The sequence below is a fragment of the Ruegeria sp. HKCCA5426 genome, assembly GCF_013034585.1.
Classification (GTDB): Bacteria; Pseudomonadota; Alphaproteobacteria; order Rhodobacterales; family Rhodobacteraceae; genus Ruegeria.
The window spans coordinates 315148-328066 of sequence record NZ_WQGH01000003.1; the positions used below are offsets into that span (position 1 = coordinate 315148).

Annotated in this window: 17 protein-coding genes and 1 riboswitch; of the genes, 8 read left to right on the plus strand and 9 right to left on the minus strand. The window is 57.8% G+C overall.

The window, feature by feature from the left end; all coding sequences use genetic code 11:
• The first annotated feature begins 70 nt into the window (after positions 1 to 70).
• Complete coding sequence (locus GOV87_RS06680) at positions 71 to 751, plus strand: GntR family transcriptional regulator (protein ID WP_171211236.1); 681 nt, start codon at positions 71 to 73, stop codon at positions 749 to 751.
• A 22-nt stretch (positions 752 to 773) separates the two neighbouring features.
• Here the strand turns inward: GOV87_RS06680 and GOV87_RS06685 are convergent, their stop codons facing one another.
• From GOV87_RS06685 to GOV87_RS06705, 5 genes are all read right to left on the minus strand, one after another.
• Complete coding sequence (locus tag GOV87_RS06685; protein ID WP_171126279.1) at positions 774 to 1622, minus strand: 1-acyl-sn-glycerol-3-phosphate acyltransferase; 849 nt, start codon at positions 1620 to 1622, stop codon at positions 774 to 776.
• A gap of 204 nt (positions 1623 to 1826) precedes the next feature.
• The gene (locus GOV87_RS06690) at positions 1827 to 2084 is read right to left on the minus strand and encodes a DUF6525 family protein (protein ID WP_171211237.1); all 258 of its coding nucleotides are present in this window, start codon (positions 2082 to 2084) and stop codon (positions 1827 to 1829) included.
• A complete protein-coding gene (locus GOV87_RS06695) occupies positions 2084 to 2719 on the minus strand; it encodes a DUF1826 domain-containing protein (protein WP_171211238.1) in 636 nt (211 codons plus the stop codon). The genes GOV87_RS06690 and GOV87_RS06695 overlap by 1 nt, the downstream gene beginning before the upstream one ends.
• Positions 2716 to 3930, minus strand: coding sequence for a GTP-binding protein (locus tag GOV87_RS06700; RefSeq protein WP_171211239.1), 1215 nt, complete (start codon positions 3928 to 3930; stop codon positions 2716 to 2718). The genes GOV87_RS06695 and GOV87_RS06700 overlap by 4 nt, the downstream gene beginning before the upstream one ends.
• Before the next feature lie 302 nt (positions 3931 to 4232).
• Positions 4233 to 5240 (minus strand): zinc ABC transporter substrate-binding protein, encoded by a 1008-nt coding sequence (locus tag GOV87_RS06705; RefSeq protein WP_171211240.1) that lies wholly within the window; start codon positions 5238 to 5240, stop codon positions 4233 to 4235.
• Positions 5241 to 5296: 56 nt separating this feature from the next.
• On the opposite strand from GOV87_RS06705, the gene GOV87_RS06710 reads away from it, so the two are divergent.
• From GOV87_RS06710 to GOV87_RS06740, 7 genes are all read left to right on the plus strand, one after another.
• Positions 5297 to 5809, plus strand: a complete 513-nt coding sequence (locus GOV87_RS06710) for a Fur family transcriptional regulator (RefSeq protein ID WP_171211241.1) — start codon at positions 5297 to 5299, stop codon at positions 5807 to 5809.
• Positions 5810 to 5811: 2 nt separating this feature from the next.
• Positions 5812 to 6543: a metal ABC transporter ATP-binding protein gene (locus GOV87_RS06715; RefSeq protein ID WP_171211242.1), complete on the plus strand. Its 732-nt coding sequence runs from the start codon at positions 5812 to 5814 to the stop codon at positions 6541 to 6543.
• Positions 6543 to 7340, plus strand: a complete 798-nt coding sequence (locus tag GOV87_RS06720) for an iron chelate uptake ABC transporter family permease subunit (RefSeq protein WP_171123813.1) — start codon at positions 6543 to 6545, stop codon at positions 7338 to 7340. The genes GOV87_RS06715 and GOV87_RS06720 overlap by 1 nt, the downstream gene beginning before the upstream one ends.
• A 94-nt stretch (positions 7341 to 7434) precedes the next feature.
• A riboswitch (cobalamin riboswitch) is annotated at positions 7435 to 7641 on the plus strand.
• A 100-nt stretch (positions 7642 to 7741) separates the two neighbouring features.
• Positions 7742 to 8098: a DUF1636 family protein gene (locus GOV87_RS06725; protein WP_171211243.1), complete on the plus strand. Its 357-nt coding sequence runs from the start codon at positions 7742 to 7744 to the stop codon at positions 8096 to 8098.
• The gene (locus tag GOV87_RS06730) at positions 8095 to 8886 is read left to right on the plus strand and encodes an ABC transporter ATP-binding protein (protein ID WP_171211244.1); all 792 of its coding nucleotides are present in this window, start codon (positions 8095 to 8097) and stop codon (positions 8884 to 8886) included. Before GOV87_RS06725 ends, GOV87_RS06730 begins: the two co-directional genes overlap by 4 nt.
• Before the next feature lie 12 nt (positions 8887 to 8898).
• Positions 8899 to 9846 carry an ABC transporter substrate-binding protein gene (locus tag GOV87_RS06735; protein WP_171211245.1) on the plus strand — a complete coding sequence of 316 codons (948 nt, stop codon included), beginning with the start codon at positions 8899 to 8901 and terminating at the stop codon, positions 9844 to 9846.
• Between the two features lies 1 nt (position 9847).
• A complete protein-coding gene (locus GOV87_RS06740) occupies positions 9848 to 10861 on the plus strand; it encodes an iron ABC transporter permease (RefSeq protein ID WP_171211246.1) in 1014 nt (337 codons plus the stop codon).
• Positions 10862 to 10935: 74 nt separating this feature from the next.
• Here GOV87_RS06740 and ureG read toward each other — a convergent pair whose 3' ends face one another.
• From ureG to GOV87_RS06760, 4 genes are read right to left on the minus strand one after another with little or no spacing between them, the layout of a single operon-like run.
• On the minus strand, positions 10936 to 11580 hold the full coding sequence (ureG, locus tag GOV87_RS06745) for an urease accessory protein UreG (RefSeq protein WP_171211247.1): 645 nt from the start codon (positions 11578 to 11580) through the stop codon (positions 10936 to 10938).
• Entirely contained in the window at positions 11577 to 12248 is a 672-nt protein-coding gene (locus GOV87_RS06750; protein WP_254447321.1) for an urease accessory protein UreF, read from the minus strand. The genes ureG and GOV87_RS06750 overlap by 4 nt, the downstream gene beginning before the upstream one ends.
• Complete coding sequence (locus GOV87_RS06755) at positions 12214 to 12666, minus strand: urease accessory protein UreE (RefSeq protein ID WP_171123801.1); 453 nt, start codon at positions 12664 to 12666, stop codon at positions 12214 to 12216. Before GOV87_RS06755 ends, GOV87_RS06750 begins: the two co-directional genes overlap by 35 nt.
• Positions 12667 to 12694: 28 nt before the next feature.
• Positions 12695 to 12919 (minus strand): hypothetical protein, encoded by a 225-nt coding sequence (locus GOV87_RS06760; RefSeq protein WP_171123798.1) that lies wholly within the window; start codon positions 12917 to 12919, stop codon positions 12695 to 12697.

Here is a 12919-nt window from a genome sequence, read left to right on the forward strand (position 1 = left end):
GTTCCATCGGCATTGACTCATTTTGTATCCATATGTATACAATTGGACGCAGCATGCAAGTACAGGCGTTATGAGCATTCAGGACGATCAGATTAAGCCCGGACCGCAGGGCAGCTCTGCCTATCAATCCCTGCTGGATGAAATTCGCGCAGGGGCTTTGCTGCCGGGTGATCGTCTGCGCGAGATAGAGTTGTCGGAACGGCTGGGCGTTAGCCGCACCCCTGTGCGGGAAGCGATCCGACAGCTAGAGGCGGATGGGCTGGTTACGCATGTTCCGCGTCTGGGCGCGACGGTCCGCAGCCTCGACTATGCCGAAGTGATGGAGCTGTATGAGATGCGCGCAGTGCTTGAAGGGACTGCGGCGCGACTTGCTGCGCGGGCTGCCTCTGACATTGAGTTGGATGAGCTGGACGTTCTCAATGACCGGCTGGCCGAGGCAGGCACAGGGCCGGATGCCGTGCGGATCAACAAGATTTTCCACGCCACGTTGTTGGATGCGGCAAAGAACAGATTTCTGACGAAATCCACATTGTCCTTGCAAAAGGCGTTGTTGATTCTGGGACCCTCACAGCTTTTGGACAGTGAACGGGCCGCGTCAGCCGTGGCGGAACACCGGCGCATCATGGTCGCGTTGAAAGCGCGCGACGGTGCTGCGGCAGAATCTGAAATGCGCGCTCATATCCAGGCGGCGCAACGAATGCGTATCCGCGCGCTGCAGGAGCGCGACCGGGCAAAGGACCGGGATTTATAAGGCCGGGAAAAGCTAAGCGCCACTATTGGTCATAGAGGTCGGGAACCAACCCTTCGGACAGTCTTTTCAGAATGTCGGGTGCGGTGCCTGCTTGCTGAACCGGGCCGTAATAGACATCATATGAGCCGCCAAGCTTAGCAATCAACTCTGACACGTATCGCAGAGACGCGACTTTGCGCCCAAACTCGTCGTTGCCCCCACTCAGGACCCCAGCCAGACGGCGCGTCCGGTAGTAGTGCCGAGAGTTGCGCATGTTTGCCGATGCGGGAACGATTGGCGCCCCGGCCTCTGCTGAAACACGGGTTACCCCGGTCCTCCAGGGAGGTTCGACCAGACGGTCACCTTTCAAATACGGAACCCGGCCAGAGCCGAACACGAGCAGGGCGCCGTCTTTCTTAAGGTGTTGCAACATTCCGGCACGGGTCTGTCGGGCCGTCAAAACCCTGTCCTTTTGATCCAGATCCACCGGGACGATCAGATCGCGGCCCAAAAACCTTTCAGCTTCGCGCCCGGCGACAACCTTCAGGTCCGCGCGATGGTCCTGCAATGCCCCCGCATGGGCAAGAAAATCGAAGGTCCCGATCGGATGGGTCGAGGCGATGACGACCGGGCCTTGGGTCGGAATATTCTCAAGCCCGTGCGCGCGTATCGTGGTTCCGTGGTTCATCTGCAAAACCGCGCGCACCAACTCTGGCCCGGTGCGTTCACCAAGCTCCGACAATATCTCTTCGGTTTCTTTCAGGGCAAAGAAAGCCTGACCAGTCGTGGTGCGGTTGATCCAGTCAACGCCCTCCATCAGGTACCGCAAGACCCTTAACCTAAAGTCTGCTCCAACTGGAATGCGCAGACGGGCGCGCAGTAAGTCATCCACCGGATTATCATTATTGTCGTTGCCCAAGACGCGCCCAAATCATTGTAGTGTCGTGATCACGACGCTTACACGTATTCGGTTCAACTGCACAACCTTGCGAAAGTCTACAGGCTGTTCAACTCCGGACACCGTGAGATTATGGGGGCTGGTTTGACGGGCGAGGAAGTCGCCCTTTCAGATCGTTTTCGGTGAGGTCCAAACATATCATGCTAATGCTGCGCCTTTGCTATCTTTGGCAAGTTGCAAGGCTTCAAGGCGGCCCAGTTCCTCTAGGGCACGGCCATGATCACCTGTATGGGCCAGCGCTTTCTGATAGGCACGAAGGACTGATCGTGGACGCCAAGGCAACGCGGCTTGAGATACCCACGCACGCAAGACCGGAGGCAGGCGGTCAAACTCGCGCATCGGATTTTCGGCGCGGCGTCGCTTTCTGAGTTTCGTCTGGCCAAGATTTCGCGGCATCAGACGTCTTCTTCGAAGTCAAAAATGGGATCGAGCACCAGAACAAGACGGGTCTCACCCGTTCCCGCGATTGGTGGCGAGCGATGTCGTAACTCCGACGGAGTGTTTTGCGGCCAAAGCGTGCCGCGCATAACTATGGGGGCACCGGTTGCCACGGTAAACACGCGGTCTGGGTCAAGGCCATCCCTTGAAACACCGTATTGCGTGCCTGTCCCGCGATAGGTGCAGATCAGGCGCGCGTATAAGGCATCTATGTGGAATTTCCTGCAGGCATTGGTTTTGATCGCGTCTAGGCGAAGTCGAAGATAGGGTGCGCGCATCATCTCGGCAAACCGCGTGGCGAGGTCTGAGATGTCATCCTCTAACCAAGTGCGTTCTGCACCTTCGTCCATCCCCGCCATGTTGCACAAGTGACTCAGGGCGTCCGGAACGGCCTGAGGGCGTAGGACTAGCAGCGCTTTGGGCAGATGCGATGGGTCCAGGGTGTTGATCCATGCCTGAAATTCCGGCGCAAGTTGACGGCGCCAGATAGTCGCCGCGCACCCCGGCATTTCGATTTTGGCCAATCCGTCCGGCTTATCCGATACGCCCACTCCGACGGCTGCGCCGTTCAGGTCGGTGCGATGATAGGTCATGCGGCATCCTCCACTCGGCGCCACAGCGGAAACGGGTCAGGCAAGTCAGATGGAAGGGCATCCGGCCCGGGTGCAGCGGCCTGAGATAGCAGGCAGGATTCAAGACGGGATTTGAGGGATGGCCAGTCGATGCCTGCACCGATAAACACAATATCTTGCCGCCGATCGCCCCAAGGCTCGACCCAGTGTTGTTTGATGTAGTCAAGCACTGACGGGTGATCAGGCCATCTGGTATCGGGCACGGACGCCCACCAAGTTCCGATTGGCTTCACGCTGGACAGAGCGCCAGCAAGGGAAAACTCAGCCACCCAATCGGGACGGGTTGCAATCCAGAAATGACCTTTCGCCCGGATCGCACCGGGCAAATTGCCATTCAGCAGCACCAGGATTTTCTCGGGCTCAAAGGGTTGTCCGGCGCGAAAAACATAGGACGAAACGCCATACTCTTCGGTTTCCGGCACGTGGTCGGCAAAACCATAAAGCTCCTTGACCCACATGGGGTGCTGATGCGCCTTTTCGAAATCGAAAAGGCCAGTGTCCAGAATGGCATCACTGGAAACCTCGGATTGGTTCGTTTCGATGATTTTTGCATCCGCATTGAGGCTACGGATGATCTTGCGCGCTGCATCGGTGCGTTCGGGCCCGGCATCAGCAACCTTGTTCAGGATGACAACGTCGGCAAATTCGATCTGGTCGGTCAGTAGATGCACCAGAGTGCGATCGTCCTCGTCGCCAAGGGTCTCGCCACGGTGGTGAAGGAAGTCGTGGCTGGAGTAGTCGTTAAGCAGGTTCACCGCGTCAACAACGGTGACCATCGTGTCAAGGCGGGCCACGTCAGACAGGCTTTCACCGTCTTCATCGCGAAAATCAAAAGTCGCCGCGACGGGCAGGGGTTCTGAGATACCAGTGGATTCAATCAGGAGATAGTCAAACCGACCTTCCGCAGCCAGTCGCCGGACCTCGGCCAGCAGATCATCGCGCTGGGTGCAGCAGATACAGCCATTTGACATTTCAACCAGAGATTCACCGGTACGGCGGAGCTCCGTTTCGGCCCGGATCAAATCGGCGTCGATGTTCACTTCGGACATGTCATTAACGATGACGGCGACACGCCGGCCTTCACGATTATTGAGAACCCGGTTCAGCAGGGTTGTTTTGCCAGCTCCAAGAAAACCGGACAGGACAGTAACGGGAAGGCGGGTATCAGTCATAGCTTAAAAACACTTCTTCTTTCGTGGTGGGTATGGGCGACGGGTTCGCAACATGTTGGCGTGGGGTGGGAGGTCGTAATTTAGATAATGATATGTAATAACGTAACGATATGAAAATGTAAACCACAACCGCCTCGTGGATGTTTGCGGATTGGGGCTAAGGCCGTCGGTCTTTCGTTCGGTTTTAGGGCGAATTTGAAAACGTCGGCGGATCGCGATCACTCGGAACTTGGGCAAACACTCACTTGCGATGCCGCTGACGTTCAGCCCGGCCGAATTTTGAACTTCGGCCGGGCAGGGGATCAAAGGCAATCGGCCAGTGTTTGCGCCATGTTGCGAATGACTTGGGGGTAAAGCGCCGCTCCGGGTTCAAGATCAGAGCCGAGCGGGTCGATCACCGCGGTATTAGCGTCGGCACCATCCATCACAACCTCGACGATCCCAGGATTGAACTGCGGTTCGGCCAGAACGCATTTCACGCCTTCGTCCTTGATGCGCGCCTGAATTTCAGCAATGCGGGCCGGGCTTGGGTCGGATGCATCACCGATCGAAATTGCGCCAGAGGCGGGAAAATCAAACGCATTTTCAAAATAATGGTAGGCATCGTGGAAGACGACAAAGCTGCCTCCTCGGACCGGCTCGAGCGTTTCGGCGATCTCAGAAGACAGGGCCGCCATTTCTTCGCGCGCCGCCGCAGCATTTGCGAAATACGTACCGGCGTTGTCCGGATCAGCCGCAGATAGTTGAGCGGCGATCACATTCAGCCACGTATTTGCGTTCTCTGGCGACAACCAGGCGTGCGGGTCATGGTCCCCATGCGCGTGACCATCGTGGTCGTCATGCCCTTCGTGGTCATGATCATCATGGGCATGTTCATCGTCATGGCCTTTGGTTTCAGCATGGTCGTCATGGCCGTCATGTTTGGCGTGATCGTCATGATCGTGGGCTTCAAACAGGGCGTTCTCACGGAAATCCAGAAGAATTGTTCCATCCGTTTCCAACAGGGTCGTGACGGTTGCGCCGTCAGCAAGGGTCTCGACGGCCCCTTCCATCCACGGTGTCAGGTCTTCACCCATCCAAAAAACCAAGTTGGCGTCTTGCAGCGCAGCAGCTTCTGAGGGGCGCAGATTGTATTCGTGCGGCGAGGCACCCTGTGAGATGATCAGGTCGGGCGTTCCGACACCTTCCATAACCCGTGCCACAAGCGAGTGAACTGGCGCGATGTCGACCGCGACATTGGGTACATCCGCCAAGGCCGTTCCGCCCATGAATGCAGCGGTGATAGATAGTGGGAGAAGCTTTCTGGACATCAGACCCTCTGTGTGATTTTATAACATTGCGAGCGACATACATGATATGGAATAACATGACAAGTGATACGCAACCCGAAATAACCGGAGATACGGCTCCGGTTGGGTTCCAAAAGCATGACCACAAGACTTGCGTTGCGGCCGGGCTGTCCGCAGCGGAAAACCGGTGCAAGGAAGAAGGACTGCGTCTGACGCCAGTCCGTCGCAGGGTTCTGGAAATGCTGTTGCAAGAGCATCGCGCGCTGGGCGCGTACGCGATACTCGACCGATTGCGCGAGGAAGGCTTTGGGTCACAGCCTCCGGTGGCCTATCGTGCGCTCGACTTTCTTGCTCAGAATGGGTTCGTGCATAAGATTGAGCGACTGAACGCCTTTGTTGCCTGTTCTCACCCGGGGGCCTCTCATTCGCCGGCCTTCATGATCTGCCGAAAATGCGAAGCCGTGGCCGAGGCGCAATCCACTCCGGCCAAAGGTGTTTTGGGGGCTGCAGCACGCGCGGCGGGTTTCGAAATTGAACGAACGGTTGTAGAAGCCGAAGGGCTTTGCCCCGACTGCACCGAAAAGGCGTAGAAATGACCCTGATCACCGTTGAAAAACTCAGCGTAAGGTACGGTGCGAACACCGTTCTGCAAAATGTGGATATGGCGATTGAGGCAGGTGAGATCGTCACCATCGTTGGCCCGAACGGATCGGGCAAAACCAGTCTGCTTAGGGCCATCATCGGTGCGACAAATCCTTCTGCTGGCCATGTTTCCCGGGAGCCTGGGCTGAAAATCGGCTATGTGCCGCAAAAACTGCATGTTGACCCGACATTGCCGATCTCGGTTGCAAGGTTCATGCGTCTGACGCACCGTGTTTCAAAAGATGACTGCGCTGCGGCGCTGGCGGCGGCGGGTGTGCCGGATCTTTTGAAGCGCCAGATGTCCCAACTGTCCGGGGGCCAGTTTCAGCGCGTATTGCTGGCGCGGGCTTTGATCAATCGTCCCGACATCCTTTTGCTGGATGAAGCCACGCAAGGCCTCGACCAGCGAGGCTCGGCCAGTTTTTACCAGCAGATCGAGGCGGTGAGACAGGAAACCGGTTGCGCCATCCTGATGATCAGCCACGAGCTGCACGTTGTGATGAGTGCTTCGGACAGGGTGATCTGCCTCAATGGTCATGTCTGCTGCGAGGGGTCGCCTGCCGTGGTTGCTTCGGCACCAGAATACCGCGCCCTGTTTGGAACAGGCACCGGTGGCGCGCTTGCCCTGTATCGCCACGAACATGATCACAACCACGACCACTCTCACGAAGCGGCAGAATAATGCTTGATGATTTTATGACGCGGGCAACGCTCGCCGGTATTGGCGTGGCAATTGCAGCCGCCCCCCTTGGGTGTTTTGTGGTCTGGCGGCGTATGGCTTACTTTGGCGATGCCACCGCTCATGCTGCGATCCTGGGTGTTGCGCTGTCGCTGGCTTTCCAGATGTCGGTCTTTCTGGGCGCATTGGTTGTCGCGCTTATCATGGCGTTGGCCGTCACATTGCTGTCCGGTCGCGGTTATGCCATGGATACCCTTCTTGGAGTTATGGCGCATTCGTCGCTTGCCTTTGGCCTTGTCGCGGTGTCGTTTTTGTCGGGCATTCGCATCGACCTGATGGCCTATCTTTTTGGTGACATACTGTCAGTTTCGCGCACCGATCTTGTCGTGATCTGGGGCGGGGCCGCGCTGGTCGTCGCGTTGATCGTATGGCGATGGTCGCAACTGCTGACCGCTACGCTGAACGAAGAATTGGCCTACGCCACCGGGTTCGACCCCAAGCGCGAGCAGTTGATCCTAACTTTGTCACTGGCGGTTACGGTTGCTGTCGCGATCAAAGTTGTAGGCGTGTTGCTCATTGCCGCGATGCTGATCATTCCGGCGGCGGCCGCGCGCAGCCTGGCGCGATCTCCGGAAACGATGGCATTGATTGCCGCGGCAATCGGGGCTTTCTCGGCCGTAGCAGGACTTCGCTCAGCTTATGTGTTTGACACACCGGCGGGTCCCTCAATCGTCTGCGTGGCCGCGGTTTTGTTTGCCGGTTTCAGCCTCACGGGATGGCGGTCGCGAAGCGGGGTGTAGGACAATTATACTTTGGATTGGTCAATGGGGTTTTGCGTCTGCCAAAAATTGATTGGCTGCCACAATATTGTCGTTGACCTGACATGTGATCTCGGGCACTCGTTCGGATGATGGTTCCCGATGGTGCGCCCAAGGGATGAAAAGGGAATACGGTGAGGCCGCCATTTGGCGCCAAGTCCGTGACTGCCCCCGCAACTGTAAGCGGTGAGCGACGCCAACAACCCACTGGCCCAAGTGCCGGGAAGGATGGCCGAGCATCGACCCGCAAGTCAGGAGACCTGCCATCAAATGTTAACCAACCCGGGGCGGGGCGTCCTGGAAGGAGGCTTTGATGACACGAGCACATCGTGTTTACATTTCCGGCACTGTCTGCCCGCGCTTTGAAGCAGGCGGAGGAACCCATGCCGTCAGCGCCTGACCATTTTCTTCTCATCTGCAAAACATGTCAGGGTGAGGTACACGCGCAGGGCTTGTCCGACGCGCTGTTCGATCGTTTGCCAAATGGTTTTTCCATCCGCATGGTCGATTGCATGGCCGGATGCGCGCGGCCTGTGACTGTCGGATTTCAGGCAGTCGATAAAGCGCAGTACCTTTTTGGTGACATTCTTGATACGCAGGATATCCAGGCACTGACTGAGTTTGCCCACCAATACCAAAACAGCGCAGATGGCTGGACCAATGCGACCGAGCGTCCGGAAAAACTGTTCACAAAGACACTGTCCCGCATGCCCCAAATTCAAAAAGGGGTGTGTCCATGACCAACCCAGCTATTTTGGTTGCGCGTGATCTGACCCATCAGGTTCTTAGTGGCGATATACTGCTGCAGGGGGTCTCATTCACATTATGCGAAGGCGCAATCCTTGCAATTGCCGGGCCCAACGGGGCAGGCAAGACGACGCTTTTGAATCTGTTATGCGGCGCGCACGAGGTGAATCAGGGTGATGTTCTGGTCAACGGACGCAGCCTGAAACAGATGTCCGCACGGGATCGGGCGCGGACGATCGCCGTGGTCAGTCAGCAGGAGTTCCCGGATGGCAGGTTGCTGTTGCGGGATTATGTGGCGCTGGGCCAGATTCCGATCCGTGCAGACCGCTCTGCCGAGGAACACGCCGCGGATCTGGTCAGAATCCTGAGCCTTACCGGGCTTAGTGCTTTGGCCGAAAAAAAGATGGCCTTTCTGTCCGGGGGGGAACGCCAGCGCGCGCATATCGCCCGTGCTTTGGCCCAGAATCCTACGCTTTTGTTTCTGGACGAACCCACCAACCATCTGGATCCAGACACGAAGGGGCGGATGCTTTCGCTGGTCGCTGAACTGGGTATCACTGTGGTGATGATCCTGCATGATCTGGTGATGATCCCAGAATTTGCCACTCATGTGGCATTGATGAAAGATACACGGCTGACCGGTTTTGGGCTGGTCGCCGATGTGCTGACCCCGGACAGGGTTAGTGACACGTTTGGCGTCGATTACCTGTGCTTTCACCACGAAGGGCGCGTGATCCGGGCGCTGGATATCCGAAAAACCTCGATAACAACTTATGAATAGGAATATTTCTGAATGAAACAGATCTTGTCTGTGGCGTTGACCACCGTTTTGGCAGGTGGTGCCGTCGCGCACGAAGTCACAGTTGATAATTGCGGTGCGCCGCTGGTGTTCGACACCCAGCCCGAGCGTCTGGTTGTGCATGATATGAACATGACCGACATGGCCTTTGCGTTGGGTCTGCAGGACAAGATCGTGGGTCTGACCGGCATCACCGGCTGGTACAAGACCAGCCCCGAGTTTGACACGCTGCGCGGTGACATCCCCGAGCTTGCGCCGAAATACCCAACTGTTGAGAACCTTGTGGCGGTAGAGCCTGACCTGTTCTTCGCGGGTTGGTACTATGGGATGAAGCCGGGGGGCGACGTGACGCCCGACACGCTGGAACCCTTTGGCATCAAGACAATGATCCTAACGGAAAGCTGTGTGCATCTGGACAAGGACCGTCCCGAGGCCAGCATGGACCTGTTGTTTGATGATGTGCTTCGTCTGGGCGAGGTCATGCATGTTGAAGACAAGGCCGAGGCTCTGGTTTCCGGCTGGAAAGAGGAACTGGCAGCGATCCAGGCGCAGACTGCGGACCTGCCAAAACCCCGTGTTTTCCTGCTGGATGGGCCAGCCGACGCGCCCTTTACCGCGGGTAAATTCGCCATCCCTGACGCGATGATCGCTGCAGCTGGTGGTGCGAATGTCACTCATGACATGGACACAAGCTGGGGCCGCACCTCGTGGGAGGCTGTGGCAGCTTCGAACCCCGAATTTCTGGTGCTGCTGGATTATCAGACCGGCAACGGCGCGGAAGACACGTTCAAGTTTCTGCAGGAACACCCCGTGATGTCGCAGACCGACGCGGTCAGGAACGAGCGCTGGATTGGCCTACGTTACGAAGAACTGACTCCCGGACCCGCAAATATCGCGGCGATTTCGAAAATGGCCGACGCGATGCACCCGGGCCTGAACTAATATGGGCCGTTTTGGCCTGACACTCTTGCTGGGGGCGGTTGTTGTGACCGCCCTTTTGCTGGTTTCGACCATTTACGGCACGACGCAAATTCCAGCCGCGGTTGCGTTGGATGCGGTGATGCTGGGCACCGGCATGGCGGATGGCGAGGTGTCGCCGCTGCACCGCATTGTCTTTGACCTTCGCTTGCCGCGTGCATTGTTTGCGGCCGTGATCGGTGCAGGGCTGGGCGTTGTCGGCGTAGTGCTTCAGACCACAACACGCAACGACTTGGCTGATCCCTTCCTGTTCGGCCTTTCGTCGGGTGCGGCGGCGGGTGCGGTTATCGTCATTACGGTGACCGGCGACATCCTGGGATTCTGGACGCTGCCGCTGGCTGCATTTTGTGGCGGGCTTGTCGCGTCGGGAATTGTGCTGGCACTGGTTCACGGATTGCGCACCAGTGCGCCGGAAAAGCTTATCCTTGCGGGGTTGGCAGTTTCGTTTCTGTTTTCGGCGATCACGAACTATCTGATATTTGCGGGCGACAGTCGCGCCGCGCACTCGGTCATCTTCTGGATGCTGGGCGGTCTGGGTCTGGCCCGATGGGAGACATTTCCGCTGGTCTGCGCCGGGATGTTTCTGATCTTGATGTATGCCCTGTGGCGCAGTCGCTGGCTGGATGCGCTTTTGACCGGCGACTTGACGGCAGCGACGCTGGGCGTTCCGGTACAGGCATTGAGGTTCCGCATGTTTTTTGTAGCGGCACTAGCGACCGCCGTTTTTGTTTCGGTTGCGGGGGTCATCGGTTTTGTGGGGCTCATGGTGCCCCATATCGCACGTGGGATCGCTGGACCTTTGCACACCCGTCTTGTGCCCGCCGCCGCCATCGTCGGGGCGGCTTTGCTGACCGGTTCAGATATCCTCAGCCGCTTGTTGCTTGCGCCTCAGGAACTGCCAGTGGGTATTGTTACCACCTCGATAGGGTCGGTTTTTGTTTTTCTTTTGTTGTTTAAAACAGCAAGGGACACGAAGTGACGAAGGCACTTTTGTCTAGGTCGAAAAGTTTGCCTGCAATCTCGAGATGAGATTCCATTGCCAGGGGGGCTGCGCTAGGCGGCCCCCTCGGTCACGGCGACGGGAATATTCAGCCCCCCGATTTGCGCCAGCAGGTCAACGACCTGATCCACGCCCTTGCGATGCCGCAGCGAAGTGAACACGAATGGGCGACCGTTGCGCATCTTTGTTGCGTCTCGGTCCATCACCTCTAGCGACGCGCCAACATGCGGGGCCAGATCGGTCTTGTTGATGATCAGGACGTCCGATTTGGTGATCGCAGGACCGCCTTTGCGCGGAATCTCTTCACCCGCGGCCACGTCGATCACATAGAGCGTAACGTCCGCCAGTTCCGGGCTGAATGTGGCAGACAAGTTGTCGCCACCGCTTTCGATCAGAACGACCTCGACGTCGGGGTGACGCGCCTGCATCTCGGCAACGGCCGCAAGGTTGATCGAAGCATCCTCGCGAATGGCCGTATGCGGGCAGCCGCCGGTTTCGACGCCGATGATCCGGTCCTGCGGCAGAATTTGCATCCGCATCAGCGCCTCGGCATCTTCGCGGGTATAGATGTCGTTGGTGATCACGCCAACGGATACCTTGTCGCGCAGCGCTTCGGACAGGGCGGCGGTCAGAGTTGTCTTGCCTGCGCCAACAGGACCACCGATGCCCACGCGCAGGGGGCCGTTCATTTTGCTCATGTTCGGAACATCCTTGAATATTGAGTTTCGTGTTTCATCGACGCGACATCTGTCAGAAACACCGTCGACCCCAGATCATCCAGCCCCAAGGTCACAGCGCCCGTCGCCACATGCTGACACAAAGGCGTTAGATCGCGGATCATCCGCTGCCCTTCGGTTTGACCCAACGGTACCAAACGCGTCGCACACGCGACCAGATTGGACATGAAGGCCTGCAGGTACATCTGGGCCGTCAGGGCGAGCGGCAAGCCCTGTCGCTGTGCAGCGTATCCCACGGCGACCGGGTAGGTCAGGGTGCCCAGCTCCACCGCCCAGACATCTGCGGTTATGCCGCAAAACGCCTCTCCCAGCAGTCGAGTTTCCATCAACCGCTCGGACGAGGCGCAGAATGCGCGCGCAGCCTGATCCACCTCGGACAAGGAGGTGGTGGTCTGTGCCGAATACGCGGCTGAAAGAAATATGCAATCATTCCGGCCAGAGCCGTATTCGATCACATCGGCAACCCACTCCTTTGTGTCGGCGGCGTTGGCAACGCTGCCGCACTCGATCGCCCATTCCAGACCGTGTGAATACGCGAACCCTCCCACCGGATAAGCAGGCGAGAGCCATTGGGTCAGCGTCAGGATATCTGTGTCAGTGGGCGTGGCCATGGGTCCTGCCGTGGCCATAAGCACCACCTTCGGGGGTAAAGGGTTCCTGAACCTCACGCACCGTTGCGCCGATTTTCAGCAACATGTCGCGGATGACGTGGTCGATTTGGATCAGCAGGCGGTCCGCTTCGACCTGACAGGGTGTGTGGCGGTTGCCGATATGCCACGCGATGCGGGTCAGGTCGGGGGCCGTGACTTCCAGCAACGCTTCTGGCGCGGCCTGGATTTCGACCTCGCGCCCGTCGTCAAGGATCAGGGCACCGCCATGATCTAGCGAGGTTGTTTGTGACAGATCAATCAGAATCTGCTCACCGCTTTCACAGGTCAGCACCTTGCGGCGCAGAAAGCGATCTTCATAAGTCAGTGACAGGTGGTCGGCGGGGTCACCATGCGTATGGTCGGAATACTGCCGTGCCGTGCAGAGAAGGGCGGTCATGCGGTTGCCCCCCCTGCCAAAAGCCGTGTCAAAGCCAGATTGAATCCGCGAAGACGCGGTGTGGGATCCGGTCGCGTGTCAACCCGAGCTTGCGCAAGTCTTCGTCGCTGAGGGATTGAAGAAATCTGATCTGCTGAACGCGCGTTTGTGCGTCTGCCATCCGGATAAGAAACGAATAGATCGACGTCCCGAAGGATGCGATCAGTCCGGGTAGCGAAACGCGCGGGGTGGTTTGCGGTGCTGAATGTGCCAT